At 69.5% G+C, this 17,743-nt stretch carries 21 protein-coding genes, 1 tRNA gene and 1 riboswitch; of the genes, 15 read left to right on the plus strand and 7 right to left on the minus strand.

Features of this window, described 5'->3' with window-relative positions; all coding sequences use genetic code 11:
- Positions 1–4 precede the first annotated feature (4 nt).
- The gene (locus ACFPIH_RS12865) at positions 5–955 is read left to right on the plus strand and encodes a PLP-dependent cysteine synthase family protein (RefSeq protein WP_381170193.1); all 951 of its coding nucleotides are present in this window, start codon (positions 5–7) and stop codon (positions 953–955) included.
- A 16-nt stretch (positions 956–971) separates the two neighbouring features.
- On the opposite strand, the gene ACFPIH_RS12870 is transcribed toward ACFPIH_RS12865, so the two are convergent.
- The gene (locus tag ACFPIH_RS12870; RefSeq protein ID WP_381170195.1) at positions 972–1,400 is read right to left on the minus strand and encodes a type II toxin-antitoxin system PemK/MazF family toxin; all 429 of its coding nucleotides are present in this window, start codon (positions 1,398–1,400) and stop codon (positions 972–974) included.
- A gap of 224 nt (positions 1,401–1,624) precedes the next feature.
- On the opposite strand from ACFPIH_RS12870, the gene ACFPIH_RS12875 reads away from it, so the two are divergent.
- The gene (locus ACFPIH_RS12875; protein WP_381170197.1) at positions 1,625–2,377 is read left to right on the plus strand and encodes an MBL fold metallo-hydrolase; all 753 of its coding nucleotides are present in this window, start codon (positions 1,625–1,627) and stop codon (positions 2,375–2,377) included.
- A gap of 69 nt (positions 2,378–2,446) precedes the next feature.
- Here the strand turns inward: ACFPIH_RS12875 and ACFPIH_RS12880 are convergent, their stop codons facing one another.
- Positions 2,447–3,697 carry a PTS transporter subunit EIIC gene (locus ACFPIH_RS12880; RefSeq protein ID WP_381170200.1) on the minus strand — a complete coding sequence of 417 codons (1,251 nt, stop codon included), beginning with the start codon at positions 3,695–3,697 and terminating at the stop codon, positions 2,447–2,449.
- A 386-nt stretch (positions 3,698–4,083) separates the two neighbouring features.
- Here ACFPIH_RS12880 and ACFPIH_RS12885 point away from each other — a divergent pair, with 386 nt between their 5' ends.
- The 4 genes from ACFPIH_RS12885 (at position 4,084) to rdgB (ending at position 6,346) form a co-directional block, all read left to right on the plus strand.
- Complete coding sequence (locus tag ACFPIH_RS12885; RefSeq protein WP_381170202.1) at positions 4,084–4,317, plus strand: PTS sugar transporter subunit IIB; 234 nt, start codon at positions 4,084–4,086, stop codon at positions 4,315–4,317.
- 89 nt (positions 4,318–4,406) lie between these two features.
- Positions 4,407–5,144 (plus strand): ribonuclease PH, encoded by a 738-nt coding sequence (gene rph / locus ACFPIH_RS12890; protein WP_381170204.1) that lies wholly within the window; start codon positions 4,407–4,409, stop codon positions 5,142–5,144.
- 151 nt (positions 5,145–5,295) lie between these two features.
- Positions 5,296–5,709 carry a hypothetical protein gene (locus tag ACFPIH_RS12895; protein ID WP_381170715.1) on the plus strand — a complete coding sequence of 138 codons (414 nt, stop codon included), beginning with the start codon at positions 5,296–5,298 and terminating at the stop codon, positions 5,707–5,709.
- Positions 5,710–5,743: 34 nt separating this feature from the next.
- Positions 5,744–6,346 (plus strand): RdgB/HAM1 family non-canonical purine NTP pyrophosphatase, encoded by a 603-nt coding sequence (gene rdgB, locus ACFPIH_RS12900; protein WP_381170206.1) that lies wholly within the window; start codon positions 5,744–5,746, stop codon positions 6,344–6,346.
- Positions 6,347–6,401: 55 nt separating this feature from the next.
- Here rdgB and ACFPIH_RS12905 read toward each other — a convergent pair.
- The 4 genes from ACFPIH_RS12905 to bcp all read right to left on the minus strand — a co-directional run bounded on the left by ACFPIH_RS12905 (position 6,402) and on the right by bcp (position 8,574).
- A tRNA-Leu gene (locus tag ACFPIH_RS12905) sits at positions 6,402–6,477 on the minus strand.
- A gap of 12 nt (positions 6,478–6,489) precedes the next feature.
- On the minus strand, positions 6,490–7,353 hold the full coding sequence (locus ACFPIH_RS12910; protein WP_381170208.1) for an HNH endonuclease signature motif containing protein: 864 nt from the start codon (positions 7,351–7,353) through the stop codon (positions 6,490–6,492).
- Positions 7,350–7,832: an HNH endonuclease gene (locus ACFPIH_RS12915; protein ID WP_381170210.1), complete on the minus strand. Its 483-nt coding sequence runs from the start codon at positions 7,830–7,832 to the stop codon at positions 7,350–7,352. Before ACFPIH_RS12915 ends, ACFPIH_RS12910 begins: the two co-directional genes overlap by 4 nt.
- Positions 7,833–8,106: 274 nt before the next feature.
- The gene (bcp, locus tag ACFPIH_RS12920; RefSeq protein ID WP_381170212.1) at positions 8,107–8,574 is read right to left on the minus strand and encodes a thioredoxin-dependent thiol peroxidase; all 468 of its coding nucleotides are present in this window, start codon (positions 8,572–8,574) and stop codon (positions 8,107–8,109) included.
- Positions 8,575–8,667: 93 nt separating this feature from the next.
- Between bcp and ACFPIH_RS12925 the strand changes: the two genes are divergently transcribed.
- The 5 genes from ACFPIH_RS12925 (at position 8,668) to ACFPIH_RS12945 (ending at position 11,699) form a co-directional block, all read left to right on the plus strand.
- Positions 8,668–8,997, plus strand: coding sequence for a DUF3618 domain-containing protein (locus ACFPIH_RS12925; RefSeq protein WP_381170214.1), 330 nt, complete (start codon positions 8,668–8,670; stop codon positions 8,995–8,997).
- Positions 8,998–9,040: 43 nt separating this feature from the next.
- Positions 9,041–9,400, plus strand: coding sequence for a GroES family chaperonin (locus ACFPIH_RS12930; protein ID WP_381170216.1), 360 nt, complete (start codon positions 9,041–9,043; stop codon positions 9,398–9,400).
- Positions 9,401–9,446: 46 nt separating this feature from the next.
- Positions 9,447–9,518, plus strand: a riboswitch (guanidine-III (ykkC-III) riboswitch).
- Between the two features lie 34 nt (positions 9,519–9,552).
- Positions 9,553–9,876 (plus strand): DMT family transporter, encoded by a 324-nt coding sequence (locus ACFPIH_RS12935; RefSeq protein ID WP_381170218.1) that lies wholly within the window; start codon positions 9,553–9,555, stop codon positions 9,874–9,876.
- Between the two features lie 60 nt (positions 9,877–9,936).
- Positions 9,937–10,377 carry an RrF2 family transcriptional regulator gene (locus ACFPIH_RS12940; RefSeq protein ID WP_381170219.1) on the plus strand — a complete coding sequence of 147 codons (441 nt, stop codon included), beginning with the start codon at positions 9,937–9,939 and terminating at the stop codon, positions 10,375–10,377.
- A 125-nt stretch (positions 10,378–10,502) separates the two neighbouring features.
- Positions 10,503–11,699 (plus strand): globin domain-containing protein, encoded by a 1,197-nt coding sequence (locus tag ACFPIH_RS12945; RefSeq protein WP_381170717.1) that lies wholly within the window; start codon positions 10,503–10,505, stop codon positions 11,697–11,699.
- Positions 11,700–11,753: 54 nt separating this feature from the next.
- On the opposite strand, the gene ACFPIH_RS12950 is transcribed toward ACFPIH_RS12945, so the two are convergent.
- Complete coding sequence (locus tag ACFPIH_RS12950) at positions 11,754–14,147, minus strand: transglycosylase domain-containing protein (protein WP_381170221.1); 2,394 nt, start codon at positions 14,145–14,147, stop codon at positions 11,754–11,756.
- 223 nt (positions 14,148–14,370) lie between these two features.
- Here ACFPIH_RS12950 and ACFPIH_RS12955 point away from each other — a divergent pair, with 223 nt between their 5' ends.
- From ACFPIH_RS12955 to ACFPIH_RS12970, 4 genes are all read left to right on the plus strand, one after another.
- Positions 14,371–15,171, plus strand: coding sequence for an ABC transporter permease (locus ACFPIH_RS12955; protein WP_381170223.1), 801 nt, complete (start codon positions 14,371–14,373; stop codon positions 15,169–15,171).
- A 70-nt stretch (positions 15,172–15,241) separates the two neighbouring features.
- Positions 15,242–16,006 (plus strand): ABC transporter permease, encoded by a 765-nt coding sequence (locus ACFPIH_RS12960; RefSeq protein WP_381170720.1) that lies wholly within the window; start codon positions 15,242–15,244, stop codon positions 16,004–16,006.
- Positions 16,007–16,015: 9 nt separating this feature from the next.
- A complete protein-coding gene (locus tag ACFPIH_RS12965; protein ID WP_381170225.1) occupies positions 16,016–17,002 on the plus strand; it encodes an ABC transporter ATP-binding protein in 987 nt (328 codons plus the stop codon).
- 9 nt (positions 17,003–17,011) lie between these two features.
- Complete coding sequence (locus tag ACFPIH_RS12970) at positions 17,012–17,689, plus strand: DUF1707 SHOCT-like domain-containing protein (RefSeq protein ID WP_381170227.1); 678 nt, start codon at positions 17,012–17,014, stop codon at positions 17,687–17,689.
- The last annotated feature ends 54 nt before the right edge of the window (positions 17,690–17,743 follow it).

Here is a 17,743-nt window from a genome sequence, read left to right on the forward strand (position 1 = left end):
CGTCATGCGCTACGACTCTCCGCTGGCCGCGGTGGGCAACACCCCTCTGGTGCGCCTGCCGCGGCTCTCGCCGTCCTCCGACGTCCGCATCTGGGCGAAGCTGGAGGACCGCAACCCGACCGGCTCGATCAAGGACCGCCCCGCCCTGCACATGGTCGAGCAGGCGGAGAAGGACGGCCGCCTCACCCCCGGCTGCACCATCCTCGAACCCACCTCCGGCAACACCGGCATCTCCCTCGCCATGGCGGCGAAGCTCAAGGGCTACCGCATCGTCTGCGTGATGCCGGAGAACACCTCGCAGGAACGCCGTGACCTGCTCACCATGTGGGGGGCCGAGATCATCTCCTCCCCGGCCGCGGGCGGCTCCAACACCGCCGTACGCGTCGCCAAGGAGCTCGCCGCCGAGCACCCCGACTGGGTGATGCTCTACCAGTACGGCAACCCGGACAACGCCGGCGCCCACTACGCCACCACCGGCCCGGAGATCCTCGCCGACCTCCCCTCGGTCACCCACTTCGTCGCCGGCCTCGGCACCACGGGCACCCTGATGGGCGTGGGCCGCTACCTCCGCGAACACAAGCCGGACGTGAAGATCGTCGCCGCCGAGCCGCGCTACGACGACCTGGTCTACGGCCTCCGCAACCTCGACGAGGGCTTCGTCCCCGAGCTCTACGACGCGTCGGTCCTCACCACACGCTTCTCGGTCGGCTCGGCGGACGCGGTGACCCGCACCCGGGAGCTCCTCCAGCAGGAGGGCATCTTCGCGGGCGTCTCCACGGGCGCGGCCCTCCACGCCGCGATCGGCATGGGCAACAAGGCGCTCAAGGCGGGGGAGCCGGCCGACATCGTCTTCGTCGTGGCGGACGGCGGCTGGAAGTACCTGTCGACGGGCGTCTACACGGCGACGACGACAGAGGAAGCGATCGAGACGTTGCAGGGCCAACTCTGGGCATGACCGGTTCGGCAGTCGCTCAACCGGTCAGGTGACGGACCTGGTCCCAAAGGGCCGGGTCCACAACCCCCACCCGCCGCCGGAAATCCCGCACAGACACCTGCCGCAGCTCCCCCGTCTCGAGGAAGCTGGGCCGCCCCCGCGCATCCCCCACCGCACCCGGCGGCAACGGGATCACCCCGGCCCGCTCATCCCGGTACCTACTGGTGATCTTCGCGACGGTCACCCGCCCCCGCCGCACCGTCAGCACCAGACACGGCCGGTCCTTCACCCCCGGCCCGTCCTCGAACGGCACGCTGGCCCACCAGATCTCCGCGGGCTGAGGATGCCCGGCCGCGCCGCGCCCCCGCGACGACCGCCGATGCCCCCGCCCCCACCCGTCGACGAGCGTGGCGACGAGCGCCAGCAGCACCACCGCGACGAGCGCCAGCCACCACGACCTGTCCATGGGACGACGTTACCGGCGCGCGCACCGCAACGCGCGCCCTCTGTCACACCTCACACACCTTCGGTCCAGCCGAACCGGTGACAGCACAGGTGAGTTCCCCCACAACGGCCCCTGGTGGAGGAGCGACCCGGCGTTTTGCGCCTTACGCTCGACAAACCGCACGACCCCCGTCGCCCCATATCTATCGATTCACTTCATATCCCGCCAGCGGAGGTTTCTGCTTTATGAAGCTCACCGTCGTCGGCTGCTCGGGGTCGTTCCCGTCCGCGGAATCGGCCTGCTCGAGCTACCTCGTCGAGGCCGACGGCTTCCGGCTGCTTCTCGACATGGGCAACGGCGCCCTGGGCGAGCTGCAGCGCCACTGCGGTCTCTACGACCTCGACGCGATCTTCCTGAGCCATCTGCACGCCGACCACTGCATCGACATGTGCGCGTACTTCGTCGCACGCTACTACCGCCACGACGGTGGCCGCTGCGACCCCATCCCGGTCTACGGCCCCGAAGGCACCGAACACCGGCTGACCACGGCCTACGCCGACACGCCTTCCGCCTCCTCGATGAGCGAGGTCTTCGACTTCCACACGGTCAAGCCCTCCACCTTCGACATCGGCCCGTTCACCGTGCACACGGAACGCGTGGCCCACCCCGTGGAGGCCTACGGCATCCGGGTCGAACACGGCGGCCGGTCCCTCACCTACTCCGGTGACACGGGTATCAGCCCCGCGCTGGAGGAGCTCGCCCGGGACACCGACCTGTTCCTGTGCGAGGCCGCCTTCACCCACGGCAAGGAGAACATCCCCGACCTGCACCTCAACGGCCGCGAGGCGGGTGAGACGGCACGCCGGGCAGGCGCCCGCCGTCTGGTCCTCACCCACATCCCCCCGTGGACCGACCCGCAGGTCAACCTCGTCGACGCCCGCGCGGTCTTCGACGGCCCGGTCGAACTCGCGGCGCCGAGGAAGTCGTACGACATCTAGCACGCCGTACAGCCGAAAGGCCCCCGGAGCGGTTCAGGGCTCCGGGGGCCTTCGTGTGTGCGGCGGCGGTTACGCCTTGGTGAGGTCCTCGACCTCCTCGTCGGGTTCACGGCCCGGCGTGGGGAGGTTGAACTTCGTGATGGCGAAGCGGAAGACGAAGTAGTAGATCGCGCCGAAGACCAGTCCGATCGGGATGATCAGCCAGGGCTTGGTGGCGAGGTTCCAGTTCAGCGCGTAGTCGATGAAGCCCGCGGAGAAGGTGAAGCCCGTGTGCACCCCGAGCGCCCAGGTCACCGCCATGGACAGCGCGGTGAGCACCGCGTGGATGCCGTACAGCAGCGGGGCGATGAACAGGAACGAGAACTCGATCGGCTCGGTCACACCGGTCACGAACGAGGTCAGGGCCAGGGAGATCATCATGCCGAGCACGGCCTTGCGGCGCTCCGGACGGGCGGTGTGGGCCATGGCGAGCGCGGCGGCCGGCAGACCGAACATCATGATCGGGAAGAAGCCCGACATGAACTGGCCGGCGGTCGGGTCACCGGCGAAGAAGCGGGTGAGGTCGCCGTGCACGACGGCGCCGGACGCGTCCTTGAAGTCGCCGATCTGGAACCAGGCGACCGAGTTCACGAACTGGTGCATGCCGACCGGGATCAGCGCGCGGTTGATCAGACCGAACAGACCGGCGCCGAAGGCCCCGAGACCGGTGATCCACTCGCCGAAGTTCGAGATGCCCTCGCCGATCGGTTCCCAGACCAGGCCGAAGAAGACGCCCATCGCGGTGCCCACGAAGGCCATGACGATCGGGACGAGCCGCCGTCCGTTGAAGAAGCCGAGCCAGTCCACGAGCTTCTTGCGGTGGTAGCGCTGCCACAGCACGGCGGACAGCAGACCCATCAGGATGCCGCCCAGGACGCCGGGGTTGTTGTACGTCGCGGCTATGTCCGCGCCCGCCTGGACCTTGGCCTCGGAGACCGGGAACGCCTTCAGCACGTTGCTGTAGACCAGGAAGCCGACGAGGGCCGCGAGGGCCGTGGAGCCGTCCGCCTTCTTGGCGAAGCCGATCGCGACGCCGATGCAGAACAGCAGGGGGAGGTTGTCGAAGAGGGCGCCGCCGGCGGTGGCGAACACCGCCGTGACCTTGTCCGGAAGGTTGAGCTTGTCGTGCACGTCCTGCTGGCCGAGGCGGAGCAGGATACCCGCCGCCGGCAGTACGGCGATGGGAAGCTGAAGGCTGCGGCCGACCTTCTGCAGGCCCTGGATCAGGCCGGATCCCCACTTCTTCGCGGGGGCCGCCGTAGGCGCGGTGGCGGTGCTCATGGTTCCTCCATCTGGGTGATGGTCTACACCACTCAGTGGTGTAGACCATGTTGTAGCAGATGAAGAACGCATAAGGAACCCACCCGAGTGGCACGACCCGGAGAGCTATGCCTTCGTCACATTCCCGTGCTCTTCCTCCGGCTCCCCGCCCGCCGTCGTCAGGAACTGAAGCCGTCATGCACCCCGAGCCCCGCAGCACGTTGTAGTGGACGAGGAAGCCGGCCACCGCCGCAGCCGGTTGAGAATGCTTCATAGGTTGGCGACCGCCTGCCATGTGGTGTAGACCAGTCACGGACGATGTGGTTGCTGTGACGTCATCTTTCGGTACGCACGACGCAATCGCTCGCAAAGCTGGGCCAACTGTGCGTATGCGTGAGGAGACCGAAATGGCCACCAAGGCAGAGAAGATCGTCGCCGGGCTCGGCGGCATCGCCAACATCGAGGAAGTCGAGGGCTGCATCACCCGCCTGCGCACCGAGGTGAACGACGCCTCACTCGTCGACGAAGCCGCCCTCAAGGCCGCCGGCGCCCACGGCGTCGTCAAGATGGGCACCGCCATCCAGGTCGTCATCGGCACCGACGCCGACCCGATCGCGGCGGAGATCGAAGACATGATGTGAGCCGAGCCCGAGCCTGACCCTTGCCGTAAGAGGCTCCTCCGGACACCGACCGGAGGAGCCCCCACCCCTGGGCGGCTAGGCTCGGCCCCATGTCACGCATCGACGGCCGTACCGCCGAACAACTCCGCCCGGTCACCATCGAACGCGGCTGGAGCAAGCACGCCGAGGGCTCCGTCCTCGTCTCCTTCGGCGACACCAAGGTCTTCTGCACCGCCTCCGTCACCGAAGGCGTCCCCCGCTGGCGCAAGGGCAGCGGCGAGGGCTGGGTCACGGCCGAGTACTCCATGCTGCCCCGCGCCACCAACACCCGCGGCGACCGCGAGTCCGTCCGCGGCAAGATCGGCGGGCGCACCCACGAGATCTCCCGCCTCATCGGCCGCTCCCTGCGCGCGGTCATCGACTACAAGGCGCTCGGCGAGAACACGATCGTCCTGGACTGCGACGTGTTGCAGGCCGACGGCGGCACGCGTACGGCGGCCATCACCGGCGCGTACGTCGCCCTGGCCGACGCGGTCACCTGGGCCCAGGGCAGGAAGCTGATCAGGGCCGGCCGCCAGCCCCTCACCGGCACGGTCTCCGCGGTCTCCGTCGGCATCGTCGGCGGCATCCCGCTCCTCGACCTCTGCTACGAGGAGGACGTGAAGGCCGACACCGACATGAACGTCGTCTGCACCGGCGACGGCCGCTTCGTCGAGGTCCAGGGCACCGCCGAGGCCGAGCCGTTCGCCCGCGAGGAGCTCAACTCCCTTCTCGACCTGGCGGTTTCCGGCTGCACGGACCTGGCGGCCATCCAGCGCACGGCACTTGACACGGTCCTCGAAAGGTAAAAGACACGCCAAGAAAGGTGGCGCGCGGTGGCAACCCCACCGCGCGCCCCGGCGTCTTGGGCAGTAACTGGCCGTACTTGCCAGTGCGCAGTACCTCGCAGTACAGCGCAGTACATCAACGGGGAACAACGGGGAGGAACCAGCAATGGCCATGTCCGCGAGCCGCCGACACCGAGGCCTGGGCCGTCGTATCACCATCGCCGCCGGCGCCGCGGCCGTCGCGCTCACTCTCGGCTTCACGGCCACCGGCTGCGACGCCGTCGACAAGGCGCTGGACTGCGTCCAGACCGCCGACGCCATCGCCGACAGCGTGACCGGCCTCCAGCAGGCCGTGGAGAACGCGTCGAGCGACCCGACCCAGCTCGGAGAGTCCCTCACCTCCATCGAGAACGACCTCGACCAGATCGGCGACAAGACCGACAACGCCGATGTCAACAAGGCGGTCGACAGCCTGCGCGAGGCGGTGGGCAACGTCCGCACGTCCGTCGACAACGGCGACACGACGCCCGACCTCAGCCCTGTCACGGACGCGGCGGGCGAACTGACGAAGGTCTGCACGCCGTAGGAGGCCGCCGCGGGCACCGGCGATACTGGGGCGCATGACCCGCCTGATCCTCGCCACCCGCAACGCCGGAAAGATCACCGAACTGAGGTCGATCCTCGCCGACGCAGGTCTCCCGCACGACCTCGTCGGCGCGGACGCCTACCCCGACATCCCCGACGTCAAGGAAACAGGCGTCACCTTCGCCGAGAACGCCCTGCTGAAGGCCCACGCCCTGGCCCAGGCCACGGGCCTGCCCGCCGTCGCGGACGACTCCGGCCTCTGCGTTGACGTCCTGAACGGCGCCCCCGGCATCTTCTCCGCCCGCTGGTCCGGCACCCACGGCGACGACAGGGCCAACCTGGCGTTGCTCCTGGCCCAGCTCTCCGACATCCCCGACGGCCACCGGGGCGCCCACTTCATGTGCGCAGCGGCCCTGGCCCTTCCCGACGGCACGGAACGGGTGGTCGAGGGCCGCCTTCGAGGTGCCTTGCGGCATTCCCCGTCCGGCACCAACGGCTTCGGCTACGACCCGATCCTCCAGCCGGAGGGCGACTCCCGCACTTGCGCCGAGCTGAGCGCCGAGGAGAAGAACGCGATCAGCCATCGCGGGAAGGCGTTCAGGGGGTTGGTACCGGTGGTACGGGAGCTGCTGGGCTGAACTCGCGGAAAGGCCCCGCCCCTCTGGATCGAAGGTGCGGGGCCTGATCTCCCTGTGGGCCCGGTGGGACTCGAACCCACGACACACCGGACCTAAACCGGCGCCCTCTTGGCCAGCTGGGGTACGGGCCCAGGACGCTTACCTTACTGTGCCTGGCTCGGCACCGAGACAGTGACGTCCTCCCGGCGGCGGTTCGAGAAACTGCTTGTCTGACTGTGGCATGACGGGCACAGGTACCTCAGGTTCTTCCGCCGGTTGTCCAGGCGGTCGCCATTGACGTGATCGATCTCCAGCACGAGCCTCCGGCCTTGCCATGTGTCTCCGATTCCGCATTCATCGCAGACATGCGGTACGTCTAGGTCATCCAGTGCCCGCCGGAGCAAGGGCGTTTTGGTACGAGGGCTTCCCGGAGCGAGGAGCACCAAGATCTCGGCTGAGGGTTTGCGCTTCGGGGAGCGGACGCCGCGAGAGTGGCCTTGTCCTGTGAAATGGGCGGTCGACAACCCGTGGAACTCGATGCCGCGCTTCACGAGCGCCCGGGCTGCAGCGGTGTCGCCCCGGCCAAGGGCGGCCAGAACTCCGGCCAGGCTTGCAGCGGCCTCGACCGCAGGTGCCAGTTCGTCAAGGGGAGGGACACCGGGGCCGTACCTGCGTCCTCCGGTGAAGTGCGAGGTATCGATACCGAACTTGTCCAGCTGCTTTCTGATGTGGCCGTAGGGGCTGTCGCGCGGAGGGAAGCCCATGTACTCCAGCATCTCCTTGATGCTGTGTGAACGGGCGGCAGCTTCCCGGAGGAGGCCCTCCGGGAAGCTGCGCCGCTCGCGTTCTGGCAGTGGTTCCTCGCGGAAATGGGAGATGTCGATGCCGTAGTGCTGGAGCCGCTGGTTCAGATAGCGGCGAGAGCCGCTGCCCATCGGCGCGCCCAACTCGCGCATCAGGTCGACCATGCTCGTGGTCTTGGCGGCAGCCCGAGTCAGCCGGTCGCGGGTGAACTCCGGCCTGCTCATGAGATCGCCCTCCGCTTGCGTCCTCGGTATGTGTCCGTTACCGCATGGCAGTTGGGGCAGAGCAACTGCAGGTTCTCCGGACGGTTGTCCCACCAGTCGCCGTTGATGTGGTCGACCTCCAGCCGAAGGGGCTTGCCGTTCCATTCGGGACCTGTGCCGCACATTGCGCAGGCTTCCTCGACTCCCATTCGCAGGAGTTGGTGCCGTAGACGCCTGCCGGGGATTCTGCCGGCGCCCGGCGATCCCAGGGTCAGTGGATTGCCTCGCGAACCCTTCGGGCCGCCTTGTCGCACTGTGAAGTGGGACGTGTTGATGCCCAGCGTCGTGATACGGCGGCTGATGTGGGCGTGGTTGCCCCCCACCGGGCTGATGCCCAGGCGGCGAACCACTTCCTTGATGCTGCTCGACGTGGCCACTGCCTCGCGAAGCAGCGCTTCGCTGTGGCGTGCCCAGTGGGTGGGGAAGTGGGAGACGTCCACACACGCGTCCGCCATCTTCTGGCGCAGATAGCGTCTGCTGCCCGCTGTCGGCGTCCCTCCACACCACCGCACGGCCTCGTCCCAGTTCGCCGTCGCACGAGCTGCTTCATGGAGCAACTCATGGGTGTACCTCGCGCCCACCGAACCCCCCTCCGTATCCGGCCACCCGTTCGTGGCTCGTACGGAGTAACGAACCGTTTGTCCGGCAGTCACGCCCGGGATGTGGAGCGGCCCGCACCCGGGGTGCCGGGTGCGGGCCGTGGGAGTGGGGGGTTCAGATGCCCAGGTCCTTGATGATCTTGGCGACGTGGCCTGTCGCGCGGACGTTGTAGAGGGCGTGTTCGACCTTGCCCTCCTCGTCGACCACGATCGTGGAGCGGATGACGCCCATGTACGTCTTGCCGTAGTTCTTCTTCTCGCCGTACGCGCCGTACGCGTCGAGGACGGTCTTGTCGGGGTCGGCCAGGAGGGTGACCTTCAGGGACTCCTTCTCACGGAACCTGCCGAGCTTCTCGGGGCTGTCCGGGGAGATGCCGAGGACGTCGTAGCCCGCGCCGGCGAGGAGGTCGAGGTTGTCCGTGAAGTCGCAGGCCTGCTTGGTGCAGCCGGGGGTGAGGGCCGCGGGGTAGAAGTAGACGATGACCTTGCGTCCCTTGTGGGCGGAGAGGGACACCTCGTTGCCGTCGGCGTCGGAGAGGGTGAAGGCGGGGGCCACGTCCCCGGGCTGGAGTCGCTCGCTCATCGCTCCAGCGTAACGGGGGGTCCTGACAGTGCGGTCGCGGGCGGAGCTGACAGACTGTCCGGAACGGCAACAAACACCTTCGGAGGCCATACCGTGGCGGACACGTCGGACACCAGAACCCCGGCGCAGATCGAGGCGGACATCCGGGCCCGCCGCGAGACCCTGGCCGAGACGCTGGACGAGATCGGGGTGCGGGTGCACCCCAAGACCATCGTCGGAGACGCCAAGGCCAAGGTCGTCGCCAACGTCGACCACACCCTCGGCCGGGCCTACGTCCAGGTCAACCGGGTGGTCAGCGAGGTGAGGGGGCAGTTCGTGGACAAGGAGGGCGCGCCCCGGCTGGAGCGGATCGTGCCGGTCGCCCTCGTGGCCGTGGGCGTCGTGGGGCTGCTCGCCTTCAGCTCCCGCCGCGGCAAGCGCTGACCCGGTCGCATCCGCAGGAGTCGAAGGCAGGTAGGTTCGAGGCGTGAGCGGTAAGAGAAGCGACCACAGCGGCCCCCAGGACGACAAGCTGCCCATCCGGATGCTCCATGACCGGGTCCTCGTGCGGCAGGACGCCAGCGAGGGCGAGCGGCGTTCCGGCGGCGGCATCCTGATCCCCGCCACGGCGGCGGTCGGCCGGCGGCTGGCCTGGGCGGAGGTCGTCGCCGTGGGGCAGAACGTACGGACCGTCGAGCCGGGCGACCGGGTCCTGTACGACCCGGAGGACCGGGCCGAGGTGGAGGTGCGGGGCGTGGCCTATGTGCTGATGCGTGAGCGCGATCTGCACGCGGTGGCCGCCGACCGCTTCGAGGGCTCGGAGGACACCACCGGCCTGTACCTCTGAATCAACTCCGAAGGGGCCCGGTGACCATGGTCACCGGGCCCCTTCGGCGTCCCTTTGCTATGTTCGAAGGAGCCCGACGAGACGCGCCGTACCGGGACCTGCGCAAAGACGACGCACCCGAAGGAACAGGTGTCCCGTCTCGGAGGTGCCCCATGGCTGCCTGGTCGCTGCTCGTTCTCGCCGGTCTGCTCGAGGTCGGCTGGTCCGTCGGCCTGAAGTACACGGACGGCTTCACCCGCCCGGTCCCCAGTCTGCTCACCGGGGCCGCGATCGTCGCCAGCATGCTGTTGCTGTCGTACGCCGCCCGCTCCCTTCCCATCGGTACCGCGTACGGCGTGTGGGTGGGCATCGGCGCCGCCGGGGCGGCCGTGCTCGGCATGGCGGTGCTGGGGGAGCCCGCCACCGCCGCCCGGATCTTCTTCGTCTGTCTGCTGCTGGTCGCCGTGGTCGGCCTCAAGGCGACCAGCGGCCACTGAGCGCCCGCGCCCGGCCGCGCTCTAATTGGATTTTCAGATACCAATTGGTAGAGTCGGCGTGTGCGATTGACCAAGGGAACCGATATCGCCCTCCGTATCGCCATGCGGTTGGCGGTCCTGGAGGGCGAGACCCCGACCACCCGGGAGGTGGCCGCGGCCGTCGATGTCCCGTACACCCACGCGGCCAAGGTGGTGAGCCGCCTCCAGCACCTGGGTGTGGTGGAGGCCCGTCGGGGCAGCGGCGGCGGGCTGACGCTCACCGCGGCCGGGCTGACCGGCTCGCTGGGCCAACTGGTCCGGGATCTGGAAGGGGTTGGCGACGTGGTGGGCTGTGAGGACGATCCGCCCTGCCCGCTGCGTGCGGCCTGCCGGCTGCGCACGGCGCTGCGCGCGGCGCAGGAGGCCTTTTTCGGCTCGCTGGATCCGCTCTCGATCCAGGACCTGGTCGGCGCGCCGACCGGTCCGGTACTGCTCGCCCTGGGACCGCACTCGGCCGGTTAGAACCCTTCGACCCGAAGCCCTCGACTCTCGCGAAGGCTCTCGAGGGCTCGCGAGGGCCGAGGCGCGCACAGGTACGGCGTTAAATGCGCATCTGATCTACCAATTATTTCATGAGGAGTCTGGTCATGCTGTCCGAACAGTCGGTGGCAACCGTCCGAGCGACCCTTCCCGCGGTCGGCGGCGCGATCGGGGAGATCACCCCGCTCTTCTACCGCAACCTGTTCGCCGCCCACCCGGAGCTGCTGCGCGACCTGTTCAACCGCGGCAATCAGGCCAACGGCACCCAGCAGCAGGCGCTGGCCGGTTCGATCGCCGCCTTCGCCACCGCGCTGGTCGAGCACCCTGAGCAGCGCCCCGACGCCATGCTCGGCCGGATCGCGCACAAGCACGCCTCGCTCGGCATTCGCCCAGAGCAGTACGCGATCGTGCACGAGCACCTCTTCGCCGCGATCGCCGAGGTGCTCGGCGCGGCGGTGACACCCGAGGTCGCGGCCGCCTGGGACGAGGTCTACTGGCTGATGGCCAACGCCCTGATCGCCATCGAGACCCGGCTGCACCAGCAGGCGGGCGTCGCCGACGGCGCGGTCTGGCGTGAGTACGAGGTCGTCGGGCGCCGCCGGGACACCGCCGAGGTGATGACCTTCGTGGTCCGCCCGGTGGACGGCGGCCCGCTGCCCGCCCGGCAGCCCGGACAGTACGTCTCGGTCCAGGTCCAACTGCCCGACGGGGCACGGCAGATACGCCAGTACAGCCTCTCCGGGCAGGAGGGCGACGCACTCCGCTTCACCGTCAAGCGGGTGGCCGGCGACGGCGGACCGGCGGGTGAGGTCTCGAACCACCTGCACGAGCAGGCCGGCCCCGGCACGGTGCTGCGGCTCAGTCCGCCGTTCGGCGACGTGTATCTGGACGAGACCGGCCAGGGCCCGGTCCTGCTGGTGTCGGCCGGTATCGGGTGCACGCCGATGATCGGCATGCTCAGCCATCTGGCCGCCACCGGCTCGGCCCGCCGGGTGATCACCGCGCACGCCGACCGCAGCGAGGACGCCCACGCCTTCCGCGCCGACCTGCACCGGCTCACCGCCCAGCTGCCGGACGCCGCCGCGCACGTCTGGTACGAGCAGCCGCCCGCCGGATGGCCCGCGGAGCGCACCGGCCGCCTCGACCTCGCCGCCGTGGCCCTGCCCACCGACGCCACGGCCTACCTCTGCGGGCCCCTGCCGTTCCTGCGCGCCGCCCGCGCCCAACTGCTCACCGCCGGCATCCCCGCATCCGCCATCCACTACGAGGTCTTCGGCCCGGACCTGTGGCTCGGCCAGGGGTGACGCCGAGCGGGCGGCGCCGGCTCGTCATGCCGGCTCACTGAGCCGCGCGGCCGATCATCCTCCCGGGCTCGCGCCGGCCGTGGTGCTCGCCGTGGTGCCGGTGCCGGACGAGGTGCCCGATGTCGTGCCGTTGGTCGTCGCCCCGCCGTCGGTGGTCGTGCCGCCGTCGGTCGCGGTCCCGCCGTCCGTCGAGGTGCCCCCGTCGGTCGAGGTTCCGCCGTCCGTGGAGGTGCCGCCGTCCGTGGCCGTGCCGCCGGTGGTCGGGGTGCCGGTGGTCGAGCCGTTCGTGGTGCTGCCGCCGCCGGTCTGGCCCTGGGTCGCACCCTGGTCGGTGTTGCCGCGCTCCTCGCCGCCGGTGCTGTCGTCCGGGGTGCCGGAGGAGTCCGGGTCGGGGGAGGAGGTGGCCGGGGGCGCGATGATCTCGTCGGAGCCCGCCTGCGCATCGAGGTCGAACTCGCGGGCCGGGGTGCCCTTCAGGGCCTCCTTGGTGAACTGGGCCCAGATCTTGGTGGGCGCGCCGCCGCCGTTGATGCGGTCCAGGCCCATGACGCCGTAGAGGGACTTGTGCTTGGCGGTGGTCGGGTCCTGGCCCATGACGGCGACGACGGTGGCGAGGTCGGGGGTGTAGCCGGCGAACCAGGCGGCCTGGTCCTCCTCGGCGGTGCCGGTCTTGCCCGCGGCGGGCCGGCCGGCGGCCAGCGCCTCGGTGGCGGTGCCGCTCTGGACGACGGACTGCAGGATCGAGGTGGTCGTGTCGGCGGCCTCGCGGCTGATGATCTGGTCGGCCTTGGGCTTGGGCAGGTCGACGACGTCCTGGCCGTCCTTGGTGATCTTCTCGACGATCGTGTACGTGCCGTGCTTGCCGTGGTTGGCGAGCGTGGCGTAGGCCTCCGCCATGTCGAGGACGCTGGCGGTGGCGGTGCCCAGGGCGATCGACGGGTAGGGCTGGAGGTCGGGGGTGTCGGAGGGCAGGCCGAGGTCGATCGCGGTCTTCTTGACCTTGGCCGGGCCGACGTCGACGGCCATCTGCGCGTACACGGAGTTCACCGACTTGTCGGTGGCGGTGCGCACGGTGATGTCGCCGTAGCTGGCGTCGTCCTCGTTGGAGGGGGCGTAGCCGCCGCCGTCCCAGCCCTGTACGGGGCGGCCGTCGGTGCCGTCGTAGACCGTGTTCGGGGTGATCTTGCTGCCGCCCTGGGTGGTGGAGTCGTTCTCCACGGCGGAGGTGAACACGAACGGCTTGAAGGTGGAGCCGACCTGGAAGTCCCGGCGGGTGGCGTTGTTGGTGTACTGCTTGACGTAGTCGATGCCGCCGTACATGGCGAGGACCTTGCCGGTCTTGGGGTCGACGGCGGCGCCGCCCGCGCGGACGTAGGTGTCGACCTTGCGGTTCTTCTTGTCGAGCTTGTCCATCAGCTGGTCGTTGACGGCGTCGACGAAGGCGTCCTGCTTCTTCTTCTGGATGGTGGTGGTGATGCGGTAGCCGCCGGCGTCGAGCTGGTCGGAGGTGACGATCTTGTTCTCGCGCAGGTAGTCCTTGATCGCGGTGACGAGGTAGCCGCGCTGCCCGGACATCCCGGTGTCGGCGCCCGAGGTCTCCTTCGGGGTGGGGAACTTCATGCCCTCGCGCTCGGACTCGTCCAGCCAGCCCTTGGTGACCATGCCGTCGAGGACGTAGTTCCAGCGGGCCTCGGCGGCCTTCTTGTTCTCGGGGTGGGCGATCACGTCGTACTCGCTGGGAGCGTTGACGAGTGCGGCGAGGTAGGCGCCCTGGGCGGCGGTGAGTTCGGTGGCGTCGATGCCGTAGTAGGCCTTGGCGGCGGCCTGGATGCCGTAGGCGTTGCGGCCGAAGAAGCTGGTGTTGAGGTAGCCCTGGAGGATGTCGTCCTTGGACTTCTCGCGGTCCAGCTTGATCGCGATGAAGAACTCCTTCACCTTGCGGGTGGCGGTCTGCTCCTGGGCGAGGTAGTAGTTCTTCACGTACTGCTGGGTGATCGTCGAGCCGGACTGCTTGCCCTTGCCGGTGGCGGTGTTCCAGCCGGCCCGCACCATCGCCTTGGGGTCGATCGCGGACTCGGAGTAGAAGTCGCGGTCCTCGGCGGCCAGCACGGCGTGCTGGGCGTCCTTGGAGATCCGCGAGAGGGTGACGTTCTCCCGGTTGATCTCGCCGTCGCGGGCGATCTCGGTGCCGTCCGCGTACAGGTAGACGTTGGACTGCTTGGTGGCGAGCGCGTTGGCCGGCGGGATCTTGACCATCGAGTAGCCGACGAAGAACAGCCCGACGAGCAGCGCGGCTCCCAGGACGAACGTGCCGAGCACCCACTTCCAGGTGGGGACCAGGCGCCGCCAGCCGGTGCGCTTGGGGCGCTTCGGCTTCGTGCCGTCCCCCAGGGGTTCGCTCGGGGCCCAACCCTCGTTCGGCTGCTGCGGCTGTGGCTCGCTACTCATGTGTTGCTCGGACTCCTGTTTCGCGTCGTACGGTCCCGTACGTCTCGTACGCCAATTGCGCCCCCTGTTGAAGACTCTCGCACCAAGCCTTCCGTTCCCGGCAATCGGCACGCGTTGCGGGGAAAAACGCGTGGCAGGCCGCCCCGTCCGCGGACTAGGCTCCTGCGCTTCGGCCTCGAACGTGGTCGCAGTGGGAGACAAGCGGGCGAGGAGGAAGGTTGCCGTGGGTTCGGCGCGGTTGTACACGGCCGTCGCAGCGGGGGGTTTCAGAAGGTACGCGACGTACCGGGCGGCCACGGCCGCAGGGGTGTTCACCAACACGGTTTTCGGCCTGATCCTCGTCTACACATACCTGGCGTTGTGGGACGAGAGGCCGCACCTGGGTGGTTACGACCAGGCACAGGCGGTGACGTACGTGTGGCTGGGGCAGGCGCTCTACGCGACGCTGGCGATCCAGGGCGGCGGCTTCGAGGCGGAGTTCATGGAGCGGATCCGCAGCGGCGCGGTGGCGATCGACCTGTACCGGCCGGCCGATCTGCAGGCCTGGTGGCTGGCGAACGACATGGGCCGGGCGCTGTTCCAGCTGCTGGGCCGGGGGGTGGTCCCGTTCGCCTTCGGGACGCTGTTCTTCCCCACGGCGCTGCCCTCCGATCCGGTGATCTGGCTGGCGTTCCTGGTAGCGCTCGCGCTCGCGATGGTGGTGAGTTTCGGCATCCGGTTCCTGGTGGCGCTGAGCGGGTTCTGGCTGCTGGACGGCACGGGCGCGCTTCAGGTGATGATGGTCACGGGGATCTTCTGTTCGGGGATGACGCTGCCGCTGAACGCGTTCCCGGAGCCGTTCGGCGACATCGTGATGGCGCTGCCGTGGGCGGCGCAGCTCCAGATGCCCGCGGACCTGCTGTTCGGGGAGGCCGACCCGCTGCCCGTGTTCGCCTTCCAGGCGCTGTGGGCGGTGCTGCTGCTGGGCGCGGGCCGGCTGGTGCAGTCGGCGGCGACGCGCCGGGTGGTGGTCCAGGGTGGGTGAGGGCGACAACCGGCTCGCGGAGAGCACCCGGCTGGCCGAGGGGCTGCGGGCCTATGGGCTGATCTCCGCGATGTGGATCCGCTCCACGCTCGCGTACCGGATGTCGTTCGTGATGACGGCGCTGGGCGGCCTGCTGGTGACCGGTCTGGACTTTGTCGCGATCTTGCTGATGTTCTCCCAGGTCGACGTCCTCGGCGGCTACCGGCTCCCCGAGGTGGCGTTCCTGTACGGCCTGTCGGCGACGGCCTTCGGGATCGCCGACCTGACCATCGGTTCGGCGGGCCGGCTCGGCACGCGCGTGCGTGACGGCACGCTCGACACCCTGCTGGTGCGTCCCGCGCCGGTGCTGGCCCAGGTCGCCGCGGACCGTTTCGCGCTGCGCCGGATCGGCCGCATCACGCAGGGGCTGCTGGTGCTCGGGTACGCGCTGGTCACCCTCGACGTCGCCTGGACGCCGGTGAAGGTGCTGCTGGTGCCGGTGATACTGGTCTCCGGTGGGGTGATCTTCTCGGCGGTGTTCGTGGCGGGCGCGGCGTTCCAGTTCGTGACGCAGGACGCGTCGGAGGTGCAGAGCGCGTTCACGTACGGCGGTCAGACGCTGTTGCAGTACCCGCCGAGTGTGTTCGGCAAGGAACTGGTGCGCGGGGTGACGTTCGTCTTCCCGCTGGCCTTCGTCAACTGGGTGCCCGCCGCCTACGTGCTGGGGCGGCCGTACCCGCTGGACCTCCCGGAGTGGACGGCGTTCGCGCCGCCGCTGGTGGCCGCGGTGTGCTGCGTGCTGGCCGGGCTGGCGTGGCGCGCGGGGCTCAGGTCGTACCGAAGCACAGGGAGTTAGTGGTTGGCGATGGACGCTTTCATCGAACTGGACCGTGTCGAGAAGGTCTTCGACGTGCGGAAGAAGACCGGCTTCCTGAAGCGGGAGCTGCGACAGGTGCGGGCGGTCGACGCGATCTCGTTCACCGTGCCACGCGGCGAGATGGTCGGCTACATAGGCCCGAACGGCGCCGGGAAGTCGACGACGATCAAGATGCTGACCGGCATCCTGACCCCGAGCGGCGGCCGGCTGCGGGTCGCGGGCATCGACCCGTCCCGTGACCGCACCCGCCTCGCCCACCGCATCGGGGTGGTGTTCGGCCAGCGCACGACACTCTGGTGGGACCTGCCCCTGATCGACTCCTACCGTCTGATGCACCGCATGTACCGCATCCCGGACGCCCGTTACCGCGAGAACCTCGACCGGCTCGTCGAACTCCTCGAACTGGGCGAACTGTTGGACGTCCCGGTCCGTCAGCTCTCGCTCGGCCAGCGGATGCGCGGCGACATCGCGGCGGCCCTGCTGCACGACCCGGAGGTGCTGTACCTCGACGAGCCGACGATCGGTCTGGACGTCGTCTCCAAGGGGCGGGTGCGGGACTTCCTGCGTGAGCTGAACACCGAGCGCGGCACGACGGTCCTGCTCACCACGCACGACCTCCAGGACATCGAGCAGCTGTGCTCCCGGGTGATGGTCATCGACCACGGGCACCTGGTGTACGACGGCGCGCTCGCCGGTCTGCACGAGGCGGGTGAGAGCGAGCGGACCCTGGTGGTGGACCTGGAGCGGGAGTTCCCGCCGATCGAGGCGGGCCCGTCGGCACGGGTGGTGAAGGTGGACGGGCCGAGGCAGTGGCTGGCGTTCCCGGCGTCGGAGTCGGCGGCCCCGCTGGTGGCGCGGATCGCGGCGGAGTACCCGCTGGTGGACCTCTCGGTGCGCGAGCCGGACATCGAGGCCGTGATCGCAAGGATGTACGTCGAACGGCAGACCGTGGTCCCGGACGCCCGTAGCTCGTAGGCTGCTGGCATGACCGACGACGACGCAGTCCCGGACCTCCGCGCCTCCGACGCCGATCGCGAGCGGGTCGCCGAGGTCCTGCGGGACGCCGTGGCCGAGGGACGTCTCGACATGGCGGAGTTCGAGGAGCGGCTGGAGCAGACGTACCAGGCGCGGACGTACGGCGAGCTGGCGCCGATCACCCGGGACCTGCCGGCGCCGGGCGTGGCGCCGCCGCCGGTGATATCGCTGCGCAAGGAGCCGCCGGCCGAGGGGGACTGGGCGGGGCGGATCGTGGGCGGCGAGGGCTCGTCGACCTGGGCCGTGGCCGTGATGTCCGGCTTCCAGCGCAAGGGCCGCTGGACGGTGCCCCGGCGCTTCAACTGCGTTGCCTTCTGGGGCGGCGGCGAGATCGACCTGCGCGAGGCGGACTTCGCGGCGGGCGAGGTCGAGATCAACTGTGTGGCGATCATGGGCGGGGTGCAGATCGTGGTACCGCCGGGCGTCGAGGTCGTCGTGCGCGGCATCGGGATCATGGGCGGCTTCGACCAGCGGGAGTCCGGGGCCGTGGGCGACCCGGGCGCACCGCGCGTGGTGGTGACCGGGTTCGCGTTCTGGGGCGGGGTCGGCGTCGAACGCAAACGCACGCGCGCGGCCCGCCGCCAGGAAAAACTGGCCCGCAAGGCGGCGACCCGCGAACTGCCGTAGCTGCCGTAGCTGCGGGCATGCGTGCCGCCAGGGGCGGCACGGGTGGGCGCAGCG

Source organism: Streptomyces vulcanius, from assembly GCF_042653945.1.
Lineage (GTDB): Bacteria > Actinomycetota > Actinomycetes > Streptomycetales > Streptomycetaceae > Streptomyces > Streptomyces mangrovi.